The 24282-nt window shown below is 42.7% G+C and carries 27 protein-coding genes and 7 tRNA genes; 30 read left to right on the top strand and 4 right to left on the bottom strand.

The features are described 5' to 3' along the window. The first annotated feature begins 3 nt into the window (after positions 1–3). The 14 genes from acpS (at position 4) to AC20OE_RS16515 (ending at position 11004) form a co-directional block, all read left to right on the top strand. Positions 4–369: a holo-ACP synthase gene (gene acpS, locus AC20OE_RS16450; protein WP_059376208.1), complete on the top strand. Its 366-nt coding sequence runs from the start codon at positions 4–6 to the stop codon at positions 367–369. A gap of 160 nt (positions 370–529) precedes the next feature. Then, on the top strand, positions 530–1546 hold the full coding sequence (locus AC20OE_RS16455; RefSeq protein ID WP_087975235.1) for an outer membrane lipoprotein-sorting protein: 1017 nt from the start codon (positions 530–532) through the stop codon (positions 1544–1546). A 140-nt stretch (positions 1547–1686) separates the two neighbouring features. Next, complete coding sequence (alr, locus tag AC20OE_RS16460; protein WP_058837377.1) at positions 1687–2868, top strand: alanine racemase; 1182 nt, start codon at positions 1687–1689, stop codon at positions 2866–2868. Between the two features lie 294 nt (positions 2869–3162). Beyond that, entirely contained in the window at positions 3163–3444 is a 282-nt protein-coding gene (locus AC20OE_RS16465; RefSeq protein WP_003214273.1) for a hypothetical protein, read from the top strand. 4 nt (positions 3445–3448) lie between these two features. After that, positions 3449–3799, top strand: coding sequence for a type II toxin-antitoxin system endoribonuclease NdoA (gene ndoA / locus AC20OE_RS16470; protein ID WP_024425388.1), 351 nt, complete (start codon positions 3449–3451; stop codon positions 3797–3799). A 116-nt stretch (positions 3800–3915) separates the two neighbouring features. Continuing rightward, positions 3916–4746, top strand: coding sequence for an RsbT co-antagonist protein RsbRA (locus AC20OE_RS16475; protein ID WP_039176712.1), 831 nt, complete (start codon positions 3916–3918; stop codon positions 4744–4746). A 4-nt stretch (positions 4747–4750) separates the two neighbouring features. Continuing rightward, a complete protein-coding gene (rsbS, locus tag AC20OE_RS16480) occupies positions 4751–5119 on the top strand; it encodes an RsbT antagonist protein RsbS (protein WP_003214235.1) in 369 nt (122 codons plus the stop codon). A gap of 2 nt (positions 5120–5121) precedes the next feature. Beyond that, on the top strand, positions 5122–5523 hold the full coding sequence (locus tag AC20OE_RS16485) for an anti-sigma regulatory factor (RefSeq protein ID WP_024425390.1): 402 nt from the start codon (positions 5122–5124) through the stop codon (positions 5521–5523). Between the two features lie 10 nt (positions 5524–5533). Next, on the top strand, positions 5534–6541 hold the full coding sequence (locus AC20OE_RS16490; RefSeq protein ID WP_039176714.1) for a PP2C family protein-serine/threonine phosphatase: 1008 nt from the start codon (positions 5534–5536) through the stop codon (positions 6539–6541). Between the two features lie 59 nt (positions 6542–6600). After that, entirely contained in the window at positions 6601–6930 is a 330-nt protein-coding gene (locus tag AC20OE_RS16495) for an anti-sigma factor antagonist (RefSeq protein ID WP_017358393.1), read from the top strand. Beyond that, positions 6927–7415 (top strand): anti-sigma B factor RsbW, encoded by a 489-nt coding sequence (rsbW, locus tag AC20OE_RS16500; protein WP_039176716.1) that lies wholly within the window; start codon positions 6927–6929, stop codon positions 7413–7415. Before AC20OE_RS16495 ends, rsbW begins: the two co-directional genes overlap by 4 nt. Next, positions 7381–8169 (top strand): RNA polymerase sigma factor SigB, encoded by a 789-nt coding sequence (gene sigB, locus AC20OE_RS16505; protein WP_024427378.1) that lies wholly within the window; start codon positions 7381–7383, stop codon positions 8167–8169. The genes rsbW and sigB overlap by 35 nt, the downstream gene beginning before the upstream one ends. Then, positions 8169–8768, top strand: a complete 600-nt coding sequence (locus AC20OE_RS16510) for a PP2C family serine/threonine-protein phosphatase (RefSeq protein ID WP_039176718.1) — start codon at positions 8169–8171, stop codon at positions 8766–8768. Before sigB ends, AC20OE_RS16510 begins: the two co-directional genes overlap by 1 nt. A 76-nt stretch (positions 8769–8844) precedes the next feature. Beyond that, positions 8845–11004 (top strand): Tex family protein, encoded by a 2160-nt coding sequence (locus tag AC20OE_RS16515; protein WP_039176721.1) that lies wholly within the window; start codon positions 8845–8847, stop codon positions 11002–11004. 19 nt (positions 11005–11023) lie between these two features. Here the strand turns inward: AC20OE_RS16515 and cmpA are convergent, their stop codons facing one another. Next, a complete protein-coding gene (gene cmpA, locus AC20OE_RS16520; protein ID WP_095286213.1) occupies positions 11024–11158 on the bottom strand; it encodes a cortex morphogenetic protein CmpA in 135 nt (44 codons plus the stop codon). A 99-nt stretch (positions 11159–11257) separates the two neighbouring features. Between cmpA and AC20OE_RS16525 the strand changes: the two genes are divergently transcribed. From AC20OE_RS16525 to cspC, 15 genes are all read left to right on the top strand, one after another. After that, positions 11258–11731 (top strand): SprT family protein, encoded by a 474-nt coding sequence (locus AC20OE_RS16525; protein ID WP_144490937.1) that lies wholly within the window; start codon positions 11258–11260, stop codon positions 11729–11731. A 200-nt stretch (positions 11732–11931) separates the two neighbouring features. Then, the gene (locus AC20OE_RS16530; RefSeq protein ID WP_268464244.1) at positions 11932–12909 is read left to right on the top strand and encodes a thiamine pyrophosphate-dependent dehydrogenase E1 component subunit alpha; all 978 of its coding nucleotides are present in this window, start codon (positions 11932–11934) and stop codon (positions 12907–12909) included. 20 nt (positions 12910–12929) lie between these two features. Next, positions 12930–13967, top strand: a complete 1038-nt coding sequence (locus tag AC20OE_RS16535) for an alpha-ketoacid dehydrogenase subunit beta (RefSeq protein ID WP_008346887.1) — start codon at positions 12930–12932, stop codon at positions 13965–13967. A 17-nt stretch (positions 13968–13984) separates the two neighbouring features. Next, positions 13985–15115 carry a dihydrolipoamide acetyltransferase family protein gene (locus AC20OE_RS16540; protein ID WP_487269022.1) on the top strand — a complete coding sequence of 377 codons (1131 nt, stop codon included), beginning with the start codon at positions 13985–13987 and terminating at the stop codon, positions 15113–15115. Between the two features lie 18 nt (positions 15116–15133). Beyond that, entirely contained in the window at positions 15134–16513 is a 1380-nt protein-coding gene (gene lpdA, locus AC20OE_RS16545) for a dihydrolipoyl dehydrogenase (protein ID WP_487269023.1), read from the top strand. Positions 16514–16616: 103 nt separating this feature from the next. Further along, entirely contained in the window at positions 16617–18464 is a 1848-nt protein-coding gene (locus AC20OE_RS16550; protein WP_144495834.1) for a sigma-54-dependent Fis family transcriptional regulator, read from the top strand. Positions 18465–18687: 223 nt separating this feature from the next. Continuing rightward, positions 18688–18762: transfer RNA gene (locus tag AC20OE_RS16555), tRNA-Asn, on the top strand. A 4-nt stretch (positions 18763–18766) separates the two neighbouring features. Then, positions 18767–18857, top strand: a tRNA-Ser gene (locus AC20OE_RS16560). A gap of 9 nt (positions 18858–18866) precedes the next feature. Beyond that, positions 18867–18938: transfer RNA gene (locus AC20OE_RS16565), tRNA-Glu, on the top strand. A gap of 20 nt (positions 18939–18958) precedes the next feature. After that, positions 18959–19033 (top strand) — tRNA-Gln (locus AC20OE_RS16570). A 31-nt stretch (positions 19034–19064) separates the two neighbouring features. Beyond that, positions 19065–19140, top strand: a tRNA-Lys gene (locus AC20OE_RS16575). Between the two features lie 7 nt (positions 19141–19147). After that, positions 19148–19230, top strand: a tRNA-Leu gene (locus AC20OE_RS16580). Between the two features lie 48 nt (positions 19231–19278). Beyond that, positions 19279–19362 (top strand) — tRNA-Leu (locus tag AC20OE_RS16585). A gap of 160 nt (positions 19363–19522) precedes the next feature. Next, the gene (locus AC20OE_RS16590; protein ID WP_039176737.1) at positions 19523–20317 is read left to right on the top strand and encodes an alpha/beta fold hydrolase; all 795 of its coding nucleotides are present in this window, start codon (positions 19523–19525) and stop codon (positions 20315–20317) included. A 258-nt stretch (positions 20318–20575) separates the two neighbouring features. After that, entirely contained in the window at positions 20576–20779 is a 204-nt protein-coding gene (gene cspC, locus AC20OE_RS16595; protein WP_008346765.1) for a cold shock protein CspC, read from the top strand. A 270-nt stretch (positions 20780–21049) separates the two neighbouring features. Here cspC and AC20OE_RS16600 read toward each other — a convergent pair whose 3' ends face one another. Next, positions 21050–21511: a CarD family transcriptional regulator gene (locus AC20OE_RS16600; RefSeq protein WP_064498163.1), complete on the bottom strand. Its 462-nt coding sequence runs from the start codon at positions 21509–21511 to the stop codon at positions 21050–21052. Positions 21512–21739: 228 nt separating this feature from the next. Next, positions 21740–22789 carry an NAD(P)-dependent alcohol dehydrogenase gene (locus AC20OE_RS16605; RefSeq protein ID WP_487269024.1) on the bottom strand — a complete coding sequence of 350 codons (1050 nt, stop codon included), beginning with the start codon at positions 22787–22789 and terminating at the stop codon, positions 21740–21742. Between the two features lie 208 nt (positions 22790–22997). On the opposite strand from AC20OE_RS16605, the gene AC20OE_RS16610 reads away from it, so the two are divergent. Next, positions 22998–23399: a MerR family transcriptional regulator gene (locus AC20OE_RS16610; RefSeq protein WP_366204454.1), complete on the top strand. Its 402-nt coding sequence runs from the start codon at positions 22998–23000 to the stop codon at positions 23397–23399. Positions 23400–23442: 43 nt separating this feature from the next. Here AC20OE_RS16610 and bglS read toward each other — a convergent pair whose 3' ends face one another. Continuing rightward, the gene (gene bglS / locus AC20OE_RS16615) at positions 23443–24171 is read right to left on the bottom strand and encodes a beta-glucanase (RefSeq protein ID WP_440602284.1); all 729 of its coding nucleotides are present in this window, start codon (positions 24169–24171) and stop codon (positions 23443–23445) included. Positions 24172–24282 lie beyond the last annotated feature (111 nt).

Raw genomic sequence — 24282 nt, forward strand, 5'->3', positions numbered from 1 at the left:
CTCATGATCAAAGGAATAGGCATTGATATTGTAGAGATCGACAGACTATCGCGAGTGCTCAGCAGACAGCCCCGTTTACCAGAACGCATTTTGACTTTAAGTGAACAGGATGTCTTTCGTACACTCAGTGAAAAAAGACAGCTGGAATTTTTGGCAGGACGTTTTGCGGCAAAGGAAGCTTTCGCTAAAGCATACGGAACCGGAATCGGTCAGTATTTAAGCTTTCATGACATAGACATTCAAAAAGACGATAATGGAAAACCCTTCATCAAAAGCGAGAAAGCGGAGGGAGATCAGGTTCATGTGTCCATTACTCATACAAAGGAATATGCTGCTGCACAAGTTTTAATTGAAAGGTTGTCAAGCTAGTCTGCATATTGTTTGTCCCCCCTTCATATATTGGGTAGTGCGATAAGGAAGGGCGAGTTGCTAACAGGCTTTGATGGTTCGCGGTACGCAGTTAACTCTTGAGGCGTACTGTTAAAGTCAAACAAGCGGTTTCTTCCTTTTAACACAATTAACGAAGGGGTTGAAAAGGGTGAGAAAAAGCTTTGTTTTGCTTGTAACGGGAATCCTTTTTGTACTGATTCTCTCCGCATGCGGTCAAAAATCTCAGCAGGATATCGTTGGAGATTTAAACAAAAAGGCAGAGGAAATGACATCATACAAAGCCAAAGCAAAAATGACCATTGAGACAGGAAATGACCCGCAGGAGTACCAGGTAGAAATTTGGTACAAAAAGCCGGAGCTTTACCGTGTCTATTTAGAAAATCCGAAAAAGGATCAGAGTCAAGTCATTTTAAGAAACGGCAATGGTGTGTTTGTGCTGACACCTTCATTGAACAAGAGCTTCCGTTTCCATAGCGATTGGCCGAATAATAGCAGTCAAGTCTATTTATTCGAATCACTCGTGAAGGACATTAAGAATGACAGTGCAGCTCAGTTCAAAGCGAAAGAGTCTAAGTATGTGTTCGAAACGAAGACCAATTATCAGCACAATCAAATGCTGCCTACCCAAGAGATTACCTTTCATAAGAAAACAATGGCGCCTGCCAGTGTAAAAGTGCTGGATAGCGACAAAAAGCCAATGGTGAAAGTGGAATTCTCTCACTTTGAATTCAATAAATCCTTTGACAAAGATGCATTTGATGAGAAGAAAAACATGACACTCTCTCAAATGGATGTTGCCACAAGTGCAGACCCATCTGACAGCTTTGCGGTGAAAACACCAGTTGATATGCCAGAAGGCGTGAAGAAGATGGAAGAGAAAGAAATGACAACAGATGCTGGGAAGCGTTATGTGATTACGTACGGCGGCAAGAAATCCTTCACACTCATCCAGGAAAAAGCGAGAGTAGCGGAAGCATCTACGCCTGTCACGATGAACGGCGAGCCGGTCGATCTTGGTATGACAGTAGGGGTTCTGACAGATCAATCTCTCTCATGGACTTCTGACGGAGTTGACTACTTAATTTCCTCAAGTGATCTATCGAAGGAAGAGCTGTTGATGGTCGCAAAGAGTGTAGAAGGCCAGTCAGCTAAATAAATGAGGTTCTCAGGCCGAAAGCCTAATAATTGAAGCATCAGCCCTGTGCAAGGGCTGATTTTCTTTGATTTGTTTCACATTATTCTTGATTTTTAGTATCATATGAGGGGATTGAATCATTCAATAGGGAAGTGTGACTGATGGACACAAATGCCTTTTATAGAGACACATGGGCAGAAATTAATTTAACAGCAATCAAGCACAATGTTTCACATATGAAAGATCATATCGGTCAAAATGTTCAACTGATGGCTGTTGTGAAAGCCAATGCATATGGACATGGAGATATAGAAGTGGCAAGAGCTGCCCTCAAAGCAGGTGCAGACTTGTTAGCTGTAGCCTTTTTAGATGAGGCCATTTCTTTAAGAAATAAAGGTATCAAAGCACCGATTCTTATACTCGGCGCAGTACCGCCGGAGTATGTCAAAACCGCTGTTCGATACAATGTAATTATGACCGCTTACTCCACCAGGTGGCTGAGGGAAGTCGTCGATATGGTGAAAGGGCAGATGGGACAACCCATTCGTTTTCATTTGAAAATAGACAGCGGAATGAACCGTTTAGGTGTGAAAACGTTAGAGCAAGTGAATGAAGTAAAGAAGCTTGTCAGCGAGCATTCTTATTTACAGCTGGAAGGAGTATTTACTCACTTTGCGACCGCGGATGAAAAGGATGAGAACTATTTTGATCGGCAGGTCGACACCTTTCAAACCTTGCTTCAGCCGCTTCATACGGAAAAACTGCTTGTTCATTGTGCCAATAGTGCAGCAGGATTAAGGTTTAAAGAAGTTTTATTTAATATGGTTCGCTTCGGCATCAGTATGTACGGGCTGTCGCCGTCAGAGGAAATCAAAGATGAACTTCCTTTCAAGCTGGAAGAAGCCATGTCGCTTCATACAAAGCTTGCCCATGTAAAGCTCATTCAAAAGGGTGAGAGTGTCAGCTATGGGGCGACGTATACAGCTAATCAAGATACGTGGATCGGTACGGTACCAGTCGGCTATGCAGACGGGTGGATCCGGAAGCTGGCAGGCACGGAAGTACTTGTTGGCGGAAAGCGCCGGAAGATTGCAGGAAGGGTATGTATGGATCAATTCATGGTTGAACTGAAAGAGAACCTTCCAGTAGGGGAGCCAGTCGTTTTGATTGGTGGACAAGGTGAAGAAATGGTATCAGTCGATGAAATTGCAAAAAGGCTTGAAACCATTAACTATGAAGTCACATGCTCCATTGGACACCGCGTCCCAAGAGTATATATCGAGGACGGCAAAAGGGTGCATGTGTGGAATCCGCTGCTTCAAGGCGGGCCAAGCTTTTTCTAAACAGCTTTCACAGGAACGATCGTCAAACTGACATCGTTCCTTTTTATTCTACAAAGAAGGGGTAAACATTCTCCCTTTTTTAGAGATTTTGGAAATACCGTATGATTTTCGGAAAAAAGCGTATAATGTGAAAGAGGAACTCCATTATCATCTTTGATTTACGGGTGAACAGCCGCTTCATGTTCTAATAAGAAATCATGAAAAAACAGCTTTGCTTGCGCATTGAATAATGGTATGATTAGTCTTGGAATGGATCGAAACGGTATCCGTAAGTTTTGTGGAGGTGTATGTTTTTTGTCTGAATCCAGCGCAACAAACGAAATGAAGATTCGACTACCGGAGGCTTTGATGTCTGAAATCGAACGAGTAGCAGAGCAGGATAAGGTAACAAGAAATGAATTGATCTACCGAGCGACAAAAACGTATATTCGTGAACGTAATATTCGACAAAATCGTGAATCGATGAGACGCGGCTACATGGAGATGGCGAAAATTAATCTGAATATCTCTTCAGAGGCACAATACGCAGAATTTGAGGCTGAGAATACAGTTGAGCGATTAGTCAGCGGGGGTTAAACATTTGATTGTTAAACGCGGTGATGTTTACTTTGCTGATTTATCTCCTGTTGTTGGCTCCGAGCAGGGCGGGGTTCGCCCAGTATTGGTGATTCAAAATGACATTGGAAATCGCTTCAGCCCGACTGCTATCGTTGCAGCCATAACAGCCCAAATACAAAAAGCGAAATTACCGACTCACGTCGAAATTGATGCAAAGCGCTACGGCTTTGAACGAGATTCTGTCATTCTCTTGGAGCAGATTCGTACAATCGATAAACAAAGATTGACAGATAAAATCACACATCTTGATGATGAGATGATGGAGAAGGTTGATGAAGCCTTACAAGTTAGTTTGGCTCTTATTGATTTTTAATATGGTGAGATTTGGTTGCTCTCTTGAGAGCAACTTTTTTTTGTGTTCAATTTTTATTAACGTTATAATGAAGAAAGACTAAAAGAAGTGCTGTTTATGTACGTAGGGGGTAAAACATGTCGAATCATATCGTGTTAGCTTTCGCAAGGGAGCATCAAGAGGAATTACAAAAAGAGTGGACGGACATTTTTAGACGACTCGGAGAAAAAGAAACGGACATGATGCTGAACGACAAAATGTATGAAACCATCTGTTCGGAATATGTTCAACTAATCATTACATCTCTTTCAGAGGGGTATAATGAGGATTTTGAAGAAAAAGTGCAAACTCTTGCTTTAAACATTGTTCAAATGGGTATATCACTTAAGTTACTGGCAAATGGTCTAACTGAAATCCGTACACATTTATATCAAAAAATGAACGATGACAAAGATACAACAGAAGAAAGTCATGACCTCATCTGGCAAATCGACCAATTCATCACACCAATTCATAACGAGATCTTAAACCAGTATTCCATCTCATGGGAGAAAACAGTTAGCCTTCAAAAAATTGCGCTGCAGGAACTTTCTGCCCCGCTGATCCCTGTATTTGAGCACATCACCGTCATGCCGCTTGTTGGAACAATTGATACAGATCGTGCGAAAAAAATTATGGAGAACCTGCTCAATGGTGTCGTCAAACATCGCTCACAGGTCGTCTTAATTGATATTACGGGTGTCCCTGTTGTTGATACAATGGTAGCCCACCATATCATTCAAGCGTCTGAGGCTGTGAGATTAGTAGGTGCGAAGTGTTTGCTTGTCGGTATTCGCCCAGAAATAGCCCAAACCATTGTGAACCTTGGAATTGATTTATCTCAAGTTACAACAAAGAATACCCTTCAAAAAGGAATTCAAACTGCTTTGGAAATGACAAATCGAAAAATTGTTTCATTGGAGGGATAACCTAGTGAGAAATCACCCGAAGATTCCAATCTTAAAACTATATAACTGTCTTCTGATTTCAATACAGTGGGAGCTTGATGATCAGACAGCTCTCCACTTTCAAGAAGACTTGCTGAATAAAATTCATGAAACAGGAGCAAACGGTGTTGTCATTGACCTCACATCCGTCGACATGATTGATTCCTTTATTGCAAAGGTATTAGGCGATGTCATCACGATGTCCAAGCTCATGGGGGCAAAAGTTGTATTAACAGGAATACAGCCAGCAGTCGCTGTGACGCTGATTGAACTTGGAATATCGCTTGAAGAAATTCAGACAGCACTAGATCTTGAACAAGGGCTTGAGACACTGAAGCGGGAATTGGGGGAATAGATATGAAAGACCAATCCTGTGTAAGAATATTGACGGAATGGGACATAGTCGCAGCAAGACAATTGGGGCGCAATGTTGCAAAAGAACTTGGATTTGGAACAGTTGACCAAGCAAGAATTACGACGGCCATTTCAGAATTAGCTCGAAACATCTATTTATACGCTGGTAAAGGTCAGATTTGTATAGACGAAGTGATGGAGCGCGGAAAGCGTGGACTCAAAGTCATCGCAGCCGATGAGGGCCCGGGTATCATGGATATACGTAAAGTAATGGAAGACGGATTTTCAACATCAGGCGGACTCGGAGCAGGTCTTCCGGGTGTCAGAAGACTGATGGATGAATTTAAATTAGACTCTGCACCAGAACAAGGAACGGAGATACAAGCTGTTAAGTGGCTTCGCTAGGAGGGAAACCATGGATTTTAAGGAGGTAATGGAGCAGCGGTACCATCAGCTGCTCAGTCGTTATATCAGTGATTTAACTGAAACATCGCTTTATCAAGCTCAAAAATTTAGCCGTAAAACCATTGAGCATCAAATACCTCCTGAAGAAATAGTGAGTGTTCACCGAAAAGTGATTCAGGAGCTTTACCCTGATTTGCCGGAAGATGTTTTTCATTCACTAGACTTCTTAATTGAAGTCATGATTGGGTACGGACTTGCTTACCAAGAACATTTAACACTCAGAGGCATCCAGCAAGAAATAAAATCTGAAATCGAAATTGCTGCAAATGTTCAGCAAACCCTTCTGGAAACGAAAATTCCAGAAGGAGATACCTTTGATATTGGTGCGATTAGTGTACCGGCAAAACAGATGAGTGGAGATTATTACCACTTTGTAACGGATCACGATACAATCAATATCGCGATCGCAGATGTCATTGGAAAGGGAATCCCGGCTGCGCTCTGTATGTCGATGATTAAATATGCGATGGATTCCTTACCAGAGTCAGGGAGCGGCCCAACAAAGGTGCTGAAAACCCTGAATCGTGTTGTCGAGCAAAACGTAGATCCAAGTATGTTTATCACAATGTTCTATGGCAGCTATAATAAAGAAACGCATGAGTTTAAATATGCATCGGCTGGTCATGAGCCGGGCTTTTTCTATTGCAAAAAAGAGGACAAATTTTACGATTTAGAAGCGAAAGGGCTTGTCCTCGGGATTGCACCAGACTTTGATTACAGACAGTATGAGAAGCATTTAGACATAGGAGACATGGTGATCTTATTCTCTGATGGGGTCACAGAATCCAAGTCAGAGGACGGTTTCCTAGAGCGGGAGGACATCAAAGCACTCATATCAGAGCACCTATCCTACTCAGCTCAAGAAATGGTGGATGCCATCTACGCCAGCTTACTCAAACTGCAGGATTTTCAGCTGCACGATGACTTTACTTTACTTGTTCTCAAAAGAAAGGTTTAGAAAATGAACATGCGGGTATATAAAACTTTAGGAAACAAGAATTTCGAGGTGAATGCATAATGAATATGTCTGTAAAAGAGCATCAAATAGATCAAAAAACGAAAATCAGTGTCAGCGGAGAAATCGATGTGTACTCCGCTCCTCAGCTAAGAGAAACGCTCATGCCTAAAGCAGAGGCGGGAGAGCATCTTGAAATCTGTCTAAAGGATGTTACGTATATGGATAGTACAGGTTTAGGTGTATTCGTTGGGCTGTTTAAAGCGGCTCAAAAAGCAGGTGGAACATTAAAGCTTGAGAACTTGTCAGAACGGCTTGTAAGGTTGTTTGAAATCACTGGATTAAAGGACATCATTGACATTTCTGCAAAGTCAGAGGGTGGGGTACAATGAACGAATCAGTAGATCTAATCGAGATGAAAATACCGGCAAAACCAGAATATGTAGGCATCATTCGTTTGACTCTTTCAGGTGTAGCGAGCCGGATGGGCTATGCCTATGAAGAGATTGAAGACTTAAAAATTGCCGTCAGTGAGGCCTGTACAAATGCAGTTCAGCATGCCTACAAAGGTGAAGACGGCGAAGATGGAGAGGTAGCTGTTCGCTTTCTTGTCTACGCGGATCGTCTAGAAATCATTGTCGCTGACAAAGGCGGTAGCTTTGACTTTAAGCAAAAACAGGAAGACTTGGGACCGTACACATCTGCTCATACGGTGGATCAATTGGCAGAAGGAGGTCTTGGTTTATACTTAATGCAAACATTGATGGATGAAGTCGAGGTGCAAGCAAACTCCGGAGTTACCGTGGCGATGACAAAGTTTTTAAACAGGGAGCGAGTTGACCATGACACAACCATCCAAAACTATGAAACTAACTAAAGATGAAGTAGACCGCCTCATCCAAAGCTATCAAACCAATCAAGATGAGCAGGCGCAGCTCACGCTGGTCGAATGCTATACAAACTTGGTTGATATGCTGGCGAAAAAATATTCTAAAGGAAAAAGCTTTCATGAGGACCTCAGACAAGTTGGAATGATTGGTTTACTTGGCGCCATTAAACGATACGACCCGCTCGTCGGTAAATCATTTGAAGCCTTTGCTATTCCAACCATCATCGGGGAAATCAAACGCTTTTTACGAGATAAGACATGGAGTGTCCATGTACCAAGGCGGATCAAAGAGCTTGGACCAAGAATCAAAATGGCAGTCGATCATTTGACAACAGAGACACAGAAATCACCTAAAGTCCAAGAAATTGCAGAATATCTGGATGTAACAGAAGAAGAAGTACTTGAAACTATGGAGATGGGCAAAAGCTATCAAGCACTGTCTGTTGACCAAGGTGTAGAGGCTGATTCTGAAGGAAGTACTGTGACGATTTTAGACGTTGTCGGCTCACAGGAAGAAGGCTACGAACGTGTGAACCAAAAAATGATGCTTGAGAGTGTGCTTCATGTGCTGTCGGATAGAGAAAAAGAGATTATCAATCTGACTTACTTGCAAAATAAGAGTCAGAAAGAGACAGGCGATTTACTTGGCATATCCCAAATGCATGTATCGAGACTGCAGCGGAAGGCAGTGAAAAAACTGCGAGATGCATTATCAGAAGATGCGTCTATGGAGCTAGGGTAATGAAACAGATTGAACAGCATGAGCATGTAAACGCCATTATCTATCAATCGAATAAAGAAGGAAAACCATGCTGCGGGGACAGTTTTTTTATTAAAGCAGATGATGAAGAACTAATTTGTGCTGTAGCAGACGGATTAGGCAGCGGTCAGTACGCCAATGAATCATCTTCTTTAGTCAGCGAAATTGTCGAAGAATATGGACATGAGGATGTAGCGACCCTCATCGACAGATGCAATCAGGCCATGAAAAATAAACGCGGTGCCACAGCTGCGATCTTAAAGGTGAATTTTTCCCAGCAGCAATTTACCTATTGTTCGGTTGGTAATATTCGTTTTATCTTGAATGCACCTTCTGGCGACTATATTTATCCACTTCCGACATCAGGATACTTATCAGGGAAACCTAGAAAATATAAAACATACACCTATTCCTACGAAAAAGGATCGATATTCATTATGTATTCAGACGGACTGAATGTGCCAAACATGCGCATGTGTTTAAAGCATGGACATTCAGTTGAAGACATCGCCAAACAGCTTGAAACATACACACAAGACAAAAAGGACGATCTCACCTATGTACTTGGTCAGCTCACGTAAAATAGCTGACCTTTTTTCTGTTTTGCCGGTTTTTTTGATACACTAAAAGAGAAGACACAGTGAGAGGATGCAAAGTATGAAGACATCTGACTTTTTATTGAAACAAATTGCGACAGAATTAAAGCTTTCAACGAAACAAATTGAAAGTGTGATCAAGCTTTTAGAGGATGGCAACACCGTCCCGTTTATTGCCCGTTATCGGAAAGAGCAGACAGGCTCACTGGATGAGGTGCAAATTCAAACCATTTCAGAGCGCTATACATATATCCAAAATGTCACGAATCGAAAAGAAGAAGTCATTCGCTTAATTGCTGAACAAGACAAACTAACCGATGAATTAAAACAGAAAATTGAACAAGCTCATAAACTGCAAGAGGTCGAAGATTTATACCGGCCATTCAAACAAAAGCGCAAAACAAAAGCGAATGTAGCCAAAGCAAAAGGGCTGGAGCCGCTGGCGGAATATTTACTCACGCTGCCAAGCGATCAGATCGAGAAGAAGGCAGCTGCTTTTATGAATGAAGAAAAAGAAGTGACGAATGTAGAAGAGGCACTTGAGGGTGCGCAGCACATCATTGCTGAACAACTGGCAGATGATCCTGATATGCGAAAATGGATTCGCAGTGAAACGTACCAAAAGGGCAGTCTGGTCACATCAGGAAAAGATGTCGAAAGCGATGAGAAAAACGTCTATGAAATGTATTACGATTATCAAGAGCCAATCAAAAAGATTGTCCCGCACCGTGTACTAGCGGTCAACCGCGGGGAGAAAGAGGGCATTTTAAAGGCAGCCATCGAACCACCTGCTGAAAATATTCGCTTCTATCTCGACAAACAAGTTCTAAAAGGCAAACAGACGACGGCGAGACCGTTTATTGAAGCAGCAATCGATGATGCATATAAACGTCTCATTCAGCCTTCCATCGAACGAGAAATACGAAAAGAGCTGACAGAAAAAGCAGAGGAACAAGCGATTCATATTTTTGCTGAAAACTTAAGAAAACTGCTGCTTCAGCCGCCGATGAAAGGGAAGCGTGTACTTGGAGTCGACCCCGCATTTCGGACAGGCTGCAAATTAGCCGTCGTGGATGATACGGGAAAAGTTCATCATATTGGCGTCATTTACCCGCATCCGCCTGTACAGAAAAAAGCGGAAGCGAAACAAAAAGTGAAAGAGATCATTCAATCATCAAACATTGAAGTCATTGCGATTGGAAACGGAACAGCCTCAAGAGAGACAGAACAATTCATTGCAGACTTGATTCAAGAGCTGGATCAGCCGGTGTCCTATTTGATCGTGAATGAAGCAGGAGCAAGTGTATACTCCGCATCTGCACTTGCGCGAGAAGAGTTTCCAGATCTGCAAGTTGAAGAACGAAGCGCCATTTCAATCGCTAGAAGATTACAAGATCCTTTAGCAGAGCTCGTGAAAATTGATCCGAAGTCTGTTGGTGTGGGCCAATACCAGCATGACGTCAGCCAGAAGCAATTAAACAGCTCGTTAACCTTTGTGGTAGAAACAGTCGTCAACCAAGTTGGTGTAAACGTCAATACAGCCTCACAGGCGCTGCTGCAATATGTGTCAGGCCTTTCAAAAGCCGTCGCTGGGAATATCATCAAAAGGCGCGAAGAGATTGGGAGATTCACAAGCAGAAAAGAATTGAAGGATATTCCAAGGCTCGGTGCTAAAACATATGAGCAGTGTATCGGTTTCTTGCGTATTACAGACGGACAAGATCCGCTTGACCGTACAGGCATTCACCCAGAGAGCTATAAAGAAACAAAACAGTTTTTACGCATGATCAACATGACGCCAGACGATCTTGGCACAGAGCAGTTAAAAGAGAAAATTGCTGAAGTGAAACTGGACGAAGCAGCAGAACAGCTAGATATTGGAACAATTACACTTCAAGATATCATCGATCAGCTCACAAGACCTGAGCGTGATCCGCGGGATGAAGTACCAAAACCGCTGCTCAAAACAGATGTATTGAAATTGGAAGACTTGAAGCAAGGAATGGAGCTGCAAGGAACGGTAAGAAACGTCGTAGACTTCGGCGCATTCGTTGATATTGGCGTAAAGCAGGATGGGCTTGTGCATATTTCCAAACTAAGCAATCGTTTTGTGAAGCATCCGCTTGACGTTGTATCGGTTGGTGACATTGTGACCGTCTGGGTGGACTCGGTTGACCAGGCAAAAGGCCGCGTTGCCCTCTCCATGCTGAAACCAGAGTAAACAAAAAACGAGGCGCACCTTAGGATGGGGTGTGCCTTGATGTGACTGAATGTTTTTTTCTATAAAAGTACCAGCATTGATTCAGCAATTTGATTTGATAATGATTTTTCTCAAAAAATGCCTTCTGCATCTGATTTTTCAGCCAGTTGGGCATCGCCCATTCCTCCTTTGATCGAAACAGTGGGTGTATCTTCAATGTATGCATAGGGGAAATTGTCCCGTTCGAGGTTTTTATAGAAAGGAACGATTTTGATTGAACGAGAGAGAGTTACAGCAGTTAACAGAGCACATTTCCCAGCAGTTCTTTGGCAAGACATTCCGCCATCAGGCTGTTTTTAATGACCGGTTAAAAACGACAGGCGGGCGATATTTACTTGGTACACACAATATCGAACTGAACCGCCGATACCTAGAGGAGCATGGACGAGAAGAATTAATCGGGATCATCAAGCATGAGCTGTGTCATTATCATCTGCATCTTGAGGGAAAGGGCTATCAGCATCGCGACCGTGATTTTAAAGCGTTATTAAAACAAGTAGAAGCCCCGCGTTTTTGTACACCGCTTAAGACTGTACAAAAGAAGCGGCGTGCGGGGAAACGCCATGAATACATTTGCACAGGATGCGGCCGGTCTTTTATCAGGAAAAGACGGTTTGATACCTCTCGTTATGTATGCGGCGTCTGCAAAGGGAAATTAAAGTGGCAGCGTACAACCGATTCATTGTGATAAGCATTCCTCTATGGGGATGCTTTTTTTGTTCCATTAGATGTGTGGACATATGGAGACAAAAAGAGACGCATGTCTCATTTTGTCTCTTTTTTCATCGGTGTGATTCGGTCAAAGCCAAAGTGTTCATGTATCTTCATGTTGGCACGATTTTTGCTTGTATAGAAGTGCAAGCAAAAAAGGATAGGAGGTTTTACCAAATGGAAATGGCATTGTCTAAAGAAAAAGCCGTATGGATGTATCAAAAAATGCAGGAAATCCGCCAATTTGAAGATCGAGTACACGCGCTTTTTACAAAAGGAATCTTGCCGGGGTTTGTCCATCTTTATGCTGGCGAAGAAGCTGTTGCCGTAGGAGTCTGTGCACATCTGAATGAAAAAGACAGCATTACAAGTACCCACCGCGGCCACGGCCATTGTATAGCGAAGGGCTGTGATCTAAAAGGAATGATGGCAGAAATCTATGGAAAAGCCACAGGTCTTTGTAAAGGCAAAGGCGGATCCATGCACATTGCAGATTTTGATAAAGGAATGCTTGGTGCCAACGGAATTGTTGGAGGCGGCTTTCCTCTTGCGTGCGGGGCAGCCCTCACAGCCAAATATAAAAAGACAGAAAATGTAAGCGTTTGCTTTTTTGGAGATGGTGCAAACAATCAAGGGACTTTCCACGAAGGAATCAATCTCGCGGCCATCTGGAAACTGCCCGTCATTTTCATCGCAGAAAACAATGGGTACGGAGAAGCGACACCATTTTCCTATGCTTCAAGCTGCAAATCAATCGTAGATCGAGCCGCCGGTTATGACATTCCCGGGATTCAGGTAGATGGAAAAGATGTGATGGCCGTTTATCAAGCCGCAGAACAAGCAATTGAACGAGCGAAAAATGGAGAAGGTCCGACATTGATTGAATGCATGACATATCGGAATTATGGCCATTTCGAAGGAGACGCCCAGCGTTACAAAACCAATCAAGAAAAAACAGAACATCAAGAAGAGAGGGATGCGATCACTCTTTTTAAAAATGAATTGATCAAGCAGCAGCTGCTGACGAATGGAGAGCTATCAAATATTGAAGCGGCAGTAACTGAAGCGATAGATGAAGCCGTTCAATTCAGTGAAGAAAGTGAATATCCAGATCAGACCGAATTATTGACCGACGTGTATGTTTCGTATCAATAAATCAGAAGGAGGAGAGGAAAATGACAAGAGAAATCAGCATGTCTAGTGCATTGAATGAAGCGATTAAGCTTGCCATGAGAAGAGACGAGGATGTCATTTTAATGGGGGAAGATGTTGCTGGAGGCGCTCATGTAGATCACTTACAAGATGATGAAGCATGGGGCGGCGTGCTCGGTGTAACGAAAGGAATCGTTCAGGAGTTTGGACGTGAGCGAGTCCTTGACACACCGATTAGTGAAGCTGGCTATGTAGGTGCGGCCATGGCAGCTGCTTCCACAGGGCTAAGGCCAATTGCGGAGCTCATGTTTAATGATTTTATCGGGACCTGTCTGGACCAAGTGCTGAATCAAGGGGCTAAATTTCGATACATGTTTGGCGGAAAAGCAGAGGTGCCAATCACAATCAGAACGACACATGGAGCGGGTTTTAGAGCAGCTGCTCAGCATTCGCAAAGCTTGTATGCGTTATTTACAAGCATCCCTGGATTGAAAGTGGTGGTGCCTTCTTCACCATACGATGCCAAAGGATTGCTGCTGGCAGCCATCGAGGATCAGGACCCTGTCATCTTTTTTGAAGACAAAACGCTTTACAATATCACAGGAGATGTTCCGGAGCGATATTACACGTTGCCGCTTGGTAAAGCAGATGTGAAAAGAGAAGGATCAGATGTGACCATTTTTGCAGTAGGCAAACAAGTTCATACAGCACTCGAAGCAGCAGAGCAATTAGCTGCGCAAGGAATTGAAGCAGAGGTGATTGATCCTAGAAGCTTGTCGCCGCTCGATGAAGAGGCCATTCTGACTTCAGTAGAGAAAACAAATCGGCTTGTCATTGTGGATGAAGCAAATCCAAGATGCGGAATTGCCGCAGATATTTCTTCTCTGGTTGCGGATAAAGGATTCGATTTACTCGACGCACCAATCAAAAAAGTGACGGCTCCTCATACACCGGTCCCATTTTCACCACCGCTTGAAGATATCTATTTGCCGACACCTGATAAGGTTGTGAACACTGTCTTAGAGATGGTTGGAAAAAGTCATGACAAGATCTTGAACTAAAGAAAGGAGAGAGGGAGATGGCTGTCGAGGTTGTGATGCCGAAATTGGGCATGTCAATGAAAGAAGGAACGGTATCTGTCTGGAATAAAGAGATCGGAGAGACCGTGAATAAAGGAGAAAGCATAGCAAGCATCAACTCTGAAAAAATAGAAATGGAGATCGAATCACCTGCTGAAGGGACGATATTGGATATAAAAGTGTCTGAGGGGGAAGGTGTACCGCCTGGCACGGTCATCTGCTATATCGGTGAAGGAAACGAACAGGTGGAGGAAAAGAAAGAAAAAAACATGCAGCCAAAACCAAAGAAAGAGAGAAAGAAAATATCCCCTGTTGCACGTAAAATTGCTCAAAGCGCAAATCTGGACATTCATACACTTGTGGGAACAGGACCAGATGGGAGAATCACGAAAGCGGATGTGCTTCGGGCACTTCCTGATGAAAAAGAGAAACAACACAATGAACCAAAGCATCAGCCAGTCAGCATGATGCGGAAAACCATTGCCTCACGAATGATGGAAAGCCTGCAAACAAGCGCACAATTAACAATTACGATGAAAGCGGATGTAACGAAACTTACAGAATTGCAGTCTCAGCTGAACGAAACGGCCGCAGCACAACACGGCACTAAATTAACCATAACCGATTTTGTAGCCAAAGCAGTGATTCTTTCCCTGCTAGAGCACCCTGCAATGAACAGTCAATATCAACATGATAGAGTCGAAACTTTTGAGCATGTACATCTTGGAATCGCTGCTGCTTTAGATCACGGGCTGGCAGTACCTGTTATTCGGCATGCGGAAAAGCTTTCACTTATTGAACTGGCGAAGAGTATCAAATCGTATGGCAAAAAAGCACGTGAAGGCAAACTTCTCCACGATGAAATTGAAGGCTCTACCTTTACAATCACTAACCTAGGTGCCTATGGTGTGGAACATTTTACCCCGATTTTGAATCCGCCGGAAGCAGGTATTCTTGGCGTTGGAAAAGCGGATCACATGCCTGTTTATCAGGGGAATGAATTATGTAAAGGGACGATCCTGCCACTCAGTCTGACATTTGACCATCGCGTGCTGGACGGGGCGCCGGCATCACAATTTTTATCAACTGTTAAAGCCTATTTAGAAAAACCAGTATCCATTCTTTTATAGGAAGAAGGTGAAATGACCATGACGCTAGTCATTATAGGAGGCGGGCCAGCAGGATATGTGGCGGCAATAACAGCCGCCCGTTTTGACAGAGAGGTTGTACTAATCGACCAAGGCCTGTTAGGAGGTACCTGCCTGAATGAAGGCTGTATTCCAACGAAAGCTCTTTTGCAAAGCGCCGATATGTACGAGCATGTGAAATCAGCAGAACATTTTGGAATTGAGCTTTCAGAAAAGGAGCCTATCATTCATTGGGAAGCTGTTCAAAAGCGGAAGCGGTCAGTCGTCAAGCAGCTGACTGATGGCGTTCGTTATTTGATGAATAAAAACAAAATCACCGTGTTAAATGGGAAAGCATCATTTCTTTCGGCACATGAGCTATTGATAGAAAGTGAAGGGAAATCAGACATCATTCAAGCAAGACAAATCATTATTGCTTCAGGATCAGAACCTGCTGCTTTACCTTTCGCCCCATTTGATAGAGAGTGGATCATTGATAGTAAGGATGCGATGACGCTCCCTTCAATACCAGATTCGCTTTGTATCATTGGCGGAGGAGTGATCGGCTGTGAGTTTGCAAGCATCTTTAGCAGAATGGGATCAAAGGTTGTCATGGTTGAACAGGCAGCACACATTTTACCTGAAGAAGATCACGATACCGCTAACTGTCTTCACGATCAGCTTCAAAAAGCTGGTGTGGAGATTTTGACATCAGCAGCAGTCAAACAGCTTGATGCCATCTCAAAAAAAGTGGTGGTTGAGAAGGAACATGGAGAGCGCTGTGACATCAAGGCCAATCATTGTTTAGTCGCCATTGGCAGAAAGCCGAGGCTGGGAGAGCTGAATCTTGAGCAGGTCGGCATAGAATTTGACAGAAACGGCATCTGCGTCAATGAGCATATGCAAACCAATCTCCCGCATATCTATGCGTGCGGTGATGTGACAGGCGGTGTTCAGCTTGCTCATGCTGCTTTTCATGAAGGAACGATTGCGGCATCACATGCATCAGGTGAAGATGTAAAGGTCAATGAACAAGTGATTCCAAGGTGCATCTACACGTCTCCAGAAATCGCGAGTGTCGGTTTAAATGAAGAGAGTGCTAGAAAACAATATGGGGAGATTCGGCTAGGGAAATTCGCATTTTCTGCAAATGGAAAAGCACTCATTTTAAATCAGCCAGCTGGTCAAGTGAAGGTCATTGTCGAACCGGAATATCAAGAAATTTTAGGTGTATCCATTATCGGGCCAAATGCCACAGAACTAATTGGACAAGCGGCAGTGATGATGCATACAGAGTTGACAGCTGATACATTAGAGCAGTTTATTGCGGCACATCCGACACTCTCTGAGGCGATACACGAAGCCTTGCTGCAAACAACTGGACGAGCGGTGCACTGCTAATAGAGAAACATTTTATCCGAATGAATTCCTGGGTCAGTCAATAATTGAAAGCGCTTTTATAATTATCTATAATGGATAAAAAGCCCCCAGAGGAGAGGATGGAATGAATCCGACGCCTTGTTATTTAAATACTTGGAAACGTTTTGTTCGTGAAGGTTTACTTGATAGGTCTCGTCTGGATAAGAGAGTGATGGAGTCATGGCACAGATGTAAACAGGCAAATGTGAACCCGTATTTAGATAAAGGACAGTCGTTGTTAGAAAAGGAATTATTCAGTATACAAAAAAAGAAGTACTCACTATTCCTAAATGCCGCTCTTCCTTACTTAAATAAAATTAGTCAGCAATTAAAAGAATCGGACATGATGGCCTTACTCATCGATGCAGATGGCTATGTGCTAAGTCTGACAGGAAGCCAAAGGACACTGGTAGAAGCGAAAAAAATAAATTTTATGGAGGGCGCGCGCTGGACCGAAGCCGATGTGGGGACGAACGCTATTGGAACGGCACTGGTCATTGGGGAAGCTGTAGCGATCAACGGAACTGAGCATTTTTCAGTCGCTTCCCACCATTGGAGTTGTTCAGCGGCCCCTATTCGTGACGCAGACGGCACGATCATAGGAGTCATTGATATCTCCTGTATGGCGAATCAAAGGCATCCTTTTATGCTTGGCATGGCTTCAACAGTTGCATATGCCATAGAGAGAGAAATTCAGGTCCAGCAAAAAAGGAAAGAGATGGAGCTGGTCAGTCATTGTCTCCAGCAGGTAGAAGCGGACGAGCCGTATGTTGTCTGTAATGAGAAAAAGCAGATTGTTTCGGCAAGCAAACCGATTAGAGATCGGTTTTCAGACTGGTACGGAATGGATGTTGAACTGCTCATGGCTGATACATTTGTTACACGAGACAAGCGTCTCATTCAGTCAGAACAAGACGGAGAGCTGCTTGGGATGTCTTTTTCTCTTGAAGAAGCAGAGAAGAGCAATATCACCGTTTCTTTTGCTCAATTTCCCGGGGAATCTGGAACAAGTACAGTATTTCAGCAGACGCTCAGCGAATTGAAACGAGCGGCACAAACAGATGTAAATGTATATATTTGGGGAGAAACAGGTACAGGGAAAGAACTGGCCGCTCGAGCGATTCACTTAGCTAGTGAAAGACATAAAGGACCGTTTATTGCCGTTAATTGTGGAGCCATACCAGAAAGCCTGTTAGAAAGCGAACTATTTGGTTATGCTGAAGGAGCTTTTACAGGGGCAAAACGTCATGGAGCAAAGGGGAAATTTGAACAGGCGCAGAAAGGAACTCTCTTTTTAGACGAAATTGGCGAAATCCCTTATGCGATGCAAGTGGCGCTTCTTAGGGTCATTGAAGAAAGAAAAGTCGTACCGCTCGGCGGGACACACGAAATCCCTTTGGATATTAGAATCATAACAGCGACACACCGTAATATGAACGTACTGCTGAAGGAAGGAAAAATACGTGAAGATTTGTATTACCGTCTTCATGTCTATCCAATCAACATTCCGCCGCTTAGAGAAAGAAAAGAAGACATTGTTGATTTATATCGTTATTACCAAAGGAAACACCAATGGAATGCGACATTTCCTGAATCTTTTTTTCGTAAGCTAGAAGCGTACCACTGGCCAGGAAACATACGAGAGCTTTTTAATCTGTTTGAACATATAAGGGTACTATTTCCTAAAGGAGGAAGGATTGGTGAATCGCAATATGCGGCGGTTTTAGAGGCGATGGATCAGAAAAAGCAGAAGTTGCATCTACCAGAATATACCGAGAATCCAAAAGAACTCACGCTAAGGGAACGCATTCAAAAGCAAACGGTGATAGAAGCACTGCACAAAACAAAAGGTCATGTGTCAGAAGCAGCGAAGTCAGCAGGGGTGCCAAGAAGCACCTTTTACAAGTGGATGCGGAAGTATAAGCTGTCATAAACTCATAGGGATCACAGCAGCAAGAAGGCCTTGGTCTTTCAGTTAGAGGTCGGGGTCTTTCTGTCATGTCTAAACAGAAAACAAAAAGGAAGGAAGAAAGGCTTGACTGTTATATTAGTATATGTTAAATTATAAAAGCCGTCGCTAATGAGACAGGAATGAAACACTTAAAAATTCTTGACACATTTTTCTGGCATAGATATAATGAAACATGTCTTATTATTCCGCAGTAGCTCAGTGGTAGAGCTATCGGCTGTTAACCGATCGGTCGTAGGTTCGAGTCCTACCTGCGGAGCCATAATGGAGAAGTACTCAAGTGGCTGAAGAGGCGCCCCTGCTAAGGGTGTAGGTCGCGCGAGCGGCGCGAGGGTTCAAATCCCTCCTTCTCCGCCATTATTGTATGGCCCGTTGGTCAAGCGGTTAAGACACCGCCCTTTCACGGCGGTAACACGGGTTCGAATCCCGTACGGGTCATGTTTTGTTTTTTGATTCGTTGGGCTATAGCCAAGCGGTAAGGCAACGGACTTTGACTCCGTCATGCGTTGGTTCGAATCCAGCTAGCCCAGCCATTTTTTATATATGTTTTTCTGCATAGCAGATGAGCCATTAGCTCAGTTGGTAGAGCATCTGACTTTTAATCAGAGGGTCGAAGGTTCGAGTCCTTCATGGCTCACCATTGTCACGCGGGTGTGGCGGAATTGGCAGACGCGCTAGACTTAGGATCTAGTGTCTTTATGACGTGGGGGTTCAAGTCCCTTCACCCGCATTGTTTTTTCAAACAGTGCACTTATGAATATATGAGCACATCATACACGCGGTCGTGGCGGAATGGCAGACGCGCTAGGTTGAGGGCCTAGTGGGTGAATAACCCGTGGAGGTTCAAGTCCTCTCGGCCGCATCTAAGAAACCAAAGGTTGTAGACCTTTGGTTTTTTTGTGCTTTCTAATTAGTTTGAACAGTTATATATGATAGTTTACGATGATAACAAGTTTAGTGAAAAAAGAATTTTTCTAAAATTGTGATAAAATATTGAAGAGTAGGAAAGGGGAAATAAAAACATGTCAATTTACCATAAAGTCATTGGAGAAGGGTATCCGATCGTGATATTGCATGGTTGGACTCTTGACCATCAGGTAATGTTACACGCATTGGAACCGGTATTCGAAAAACGAAGCGGTTGGAAGAGAATATACATAGATTTACCAGGTATGGGACGTTCAAAGCCACATCCGTCTATTCAGAACTCTGATGATGTGCTAGAAGCGATATTGTGTCTTTTGGACGAGATTATCCCTGATGAACAGTTTATTGTTTGTGGTTATTCATATGGAGGGTACATCGCCAGAGGTATCGTTCGTTCACGTCAGGAAACCGTTCGTGGATTACTGCTTGTGGCGCCCATGACTATACCAGAATTCAATGAAAGAGTCGTACCAGAGGCGGCGGTTTTAAAAAGTGACAGCAGCTTCATATCACAATTGTCTTCAGAGGAGGTAGATGAATTTTGCTCTATGATAGTTGTGCAAGGAAAAACGGAATGGGAGAGGTTTCGAGATGAAATTTTACTTCCTTCTAAACAAACAAATCATGATTTCATCAACAACATTCATCAAAATGGATATGGTTTTACCTTCGATATTTCAACTGATCTTAAGTATCCAACGCTCATTATCACAGGGCGCCAGGACAATGTAGTCGGATACCACGATGCATGGCGGCTCATCGAAGATTATCCAAGAGCCACTTTTGCGGTGCTTGATATGGCTGGTCACAACCTACAAATTGAACAACCCGATGTATTTAACTCATTAGTCGATAATTGGTTAAATAGACTTGAGTTGGAAAGTCTTTAGTAAGGTACAACTTATTATAGAATTCAAGCTTTATGATTAACATGTCTATACCTTTTACCATCATCCCCCTGTCTAATGATGTACTTATGTTTCTTCTAATCAACAAATTGCAATTATTACCGATTCATGCTATAATGAAAAGTAATTATTTTTGTTCGGCGTAAAGGATAGTATGAAGATTGACTTTTCGTCTTGAGGGTACTTTGGGCAAGGATAGTATAATACATTGTGTGGTAAACGCACGAGGAGGCAACAATCATGGAACAAGGTACAGTAAAATGGTTTAACGCAGAAAAAGGTTTTGGATTTATCGAACGTGAAGAAGGCGACGATGTATTCGTACATTTCTCAGCTATCCAAGGCGACGGATTCAAATCTTTAGACGAAGGTCAAAAAGTATCATTTGACGTAGAGCAAGGTTCTCGTGGAGCTCAAGCTGCTAACGTTCAAAAAATTGCTTAATCTTCATTCTTTTAAAACAGGTTCTCTACGGAGAGCCTGTTTTTTTGCATGAAAAAACCCTACTCAACGTACAAGTAGGGAGATGGTACAAGGTATTCGTAAAAATTTCATGCTTCAAAGGTTAGTTTAGTATAACATACTGGATTGACAATATGCGGAATTTTCCTAAATAATTTCTTTTTCTTTTCAAAGTGACAGGGCGTGGAGCTATTCGTAGAGAATGTTCAACAAATGAGGGAGAAGGTGGGAGTAAAAAAGTGGTATAAATTTTTAAGAAAAGCTCTTAATCTGTTTTTCGGTAATTCCTTCGATGACTTCCAGTTCACTAATCAAATACTCATAAGCATCATCCAGCATTTTCTTTTCGCTTGAATTGAGTGGTTTTTCTTTTTTCATTCGCAAGAGGTCACGTACAACTTCAGCGCCTTCTTGGATATCGCCTGTTTTGATTTTGTTTGTATTGATTTTATACCTTTCTTTCCAGGACAATAATGTATCTGAGGTTCCATTCTGAAAAATGTGGATAATGTTCTTGATGGCAAGTATATTCGTAACTGCTCTTATATTTGACCCTGACATTTTCTTTGTTGGAATCATCACTTTCATCTGGCTGACGGACATCTTAATGACATAATACTCTTCTGTCTCGGCAGAAAATTTCTTTTCTTCTATGGCTTCAATTATGCCTGTTCCGTGCATTGGATAAACAATGTTATCACCAATTTGAAACATTTCATCCACCTCCATAAATTGTATCTACTATAAGGGTATCACAAATGAAGGTGTAATAACCAAATTTTTAATAATAACATGTTTTTTATTTTTATGTCAATATTTTTTGTGCGAATTTCAGAGGATTTTTGCTGTGAAATGTCCATTGCATACACCTGTGTAAAAGGAAAAGGTTGAAACATAACAAAAGACCAGCCAATCAGGCTAGTCTCTTAAAACAAATAGCAATCACAACGTAGCAATATCAATCACAAACCGGTAACGCACATCACTTTTCAGCACACGTTCATACGCTTCATCAACTTGATTCGCGTTAATCACTTCAATTTGTGGTGCGATGTTGTGAGCCGCTGCGAAATCGAGCATTTCTTGTGTTTCTTGGATGCCGCCAACGAGTGAACCAGCAATGCTGCGACGGCCGGAAATTAATGAAAAGACGTGGAATTGATCCGGCTTAGGCGGTGCACCGACGTTTACCAAGGTTCCATCTACACGGAGTAAGGACAGATAGGCATCCACATTAATGTTGGCAGAAACCGTATTGAGAATGAGGTCATACTGACCGGCTAGTGTCTGAAACGTTTCAGGATCACTTGTAGCAAAATAGTCTTTTGCGCCAAATGATAGTGCTTCTTCTTTTTTATTTAAAGAGCGGCTCAATACCGTCACATCAGCGCCCAGAGCACTCGCGAATTGAATGGCGACATGGCCGAGTCCACCCATTCCGACGATAGCAACCTTTTTGCCAGGGCCTGCCTTCCAGTGCTTTAATGGAGAATAAGTTGTAATGCCAGCACAGAGAAGAGGGCTTGCGGCATCAAGAGGCAGTTGATCAGGAATGCTGACGACAAATCGTTCAGTCACGACAATTTTTTGACTGTAGCCGCCATAAGTCGGTTCCCCGTCATAGTCACGGCTGTTATATGTTTGGACGACCCCTTTTGTGCAATACTGCTCGTCTCCATTTTGACAATATTCACAGGTGCCGCAGGAATCCACAAAGCAGCCAACACCTACACGGTCACCGATCTGAAACTTCGTCACATCATCCCCTACAGCTGCAACGACCCCAGTAATCTCATGACCAGGAACCATTGGGAAAATACCGCCGCCCCATTCATCAAAAGCGCTGTGGATATCTGAATGACAGATCCCGCTAAATTGAATATCAATTAAAATATCATGTGGACGAAGCGCTCTTCGTTCAATGGTCGTCCGTTCAAAATTCGCTTTTGCGTGTGAAACACTTAAAACATTTGATTGGTGCGTCTGACACATTCTTGATCATCCTTTCAAAAATAAGATTCGATTCTTTCTTCTATACTGTACTTCTTAAAGTGAACTATAAGTCAACAGAAAACCTTCTGTAATAACGAATTCAACATTCTTGAATCGAGAATTGAGCCAAAAGCATCTTGCTTTCTTTTTCAAAATGGAGATGATGAGGAAAGGGAGATCGGAATGTAAGAGAAAGAGGGAGGGCACAATGAAAATAGCACAAGCAGCAAAACAGCTCGCTTTATCCACTGCGACACTTAGGTATTACGAAAATATTGGTTTGATTAAGGAAATCAAACGTGACGATCATGGGATTCGTGATTATACAGAGGATGATCTTCAATGGATTGAATTTATCAAGTGTATGAGAAATGCTGGGCTCTCGATTGATGCGCTTAGAGAATATACAGCCTTATTTTTTGAGGATGATGATCATACGTTATCTTCGCGAAAAAACATTTTGGTCAATGAACGAGAAAGACTTGTCCAAAAACAAAAGGAAATCGAAGAGACCATTAAACGATTGGATTTCAAAATAGAAAGTTATGAAGATATTATCCACAATCATGAGAAAAAACTCGCTCATCAGCTGAAAACTAGTTCAAATTAAACGAAGAAAAACCTGTGACAAGTCACAGGTTTTTTTGATAGAGTTATCTTTTTGTGTAACGAACCCAGTTATAATGTGCGTGGAGCGGGGTAACACCGTTGTAGGAGCCGAGCCATTCATCGACACCTGCACCATTCCACAGGTTCATCATAATTTTCCCTGGTGTTTGAGGAATTTGTGTGGTGGCGGTATGCTTTAATTGTCCATCGACATACCATTTGATGGAGTTTGGCTGCCAGTCAAATGCATACGTGTGATAAGAGTTCGCTGCATCGAAACCAAGGTTGACAATCTTTTCATGATTTCCTACACCATTGGTATAGTAGTTAAACTGTACCTTTGTCGTATCTTTTCCTAGAAATTCAATGTCAATCTCATCCCAAGGCGTGCCATCAGTCGGTCCCGTATAAGTGAAGAAAGAAGAGACGATCCCAACATTTTTAGCTGGCTTCATGTTGACTTCATATAGCCCATAGCCGTACGTTTGAACGGAGCGGTTTTCTCCGCAGTCAAACTTGTTATAGGAGGGACTTGTGAGCGATAAACGCATTTCACCTGCTGAGGTCATAGACACATTATTTGCACGCCACGTACAGTTAAACATGTTTCCATTCGAGTATCCATCGGCTTTTTGCCATAACCCCGTATTATAGTTATTAAAAGTTTCATAAAACGATCCACCCGTTTGTGCCGAGGCACCCACAGTAAATGTGGACAAACTCAAGACTAATCCAGTGACAACCAGCATCAACATTCGTTTCATACGGTACATATTCGCATTCTCCTCTCCTTTTATGGAAGCGCTTTCTTAATTGATCATACATGATTCTTTCAAAAGGGAAAATCGGTCTAAATAATGATAAACTGTGTGCATCATTTAATA

Source organism: Bacillus sp. SRI_025 (assembly GCF_057592095.1).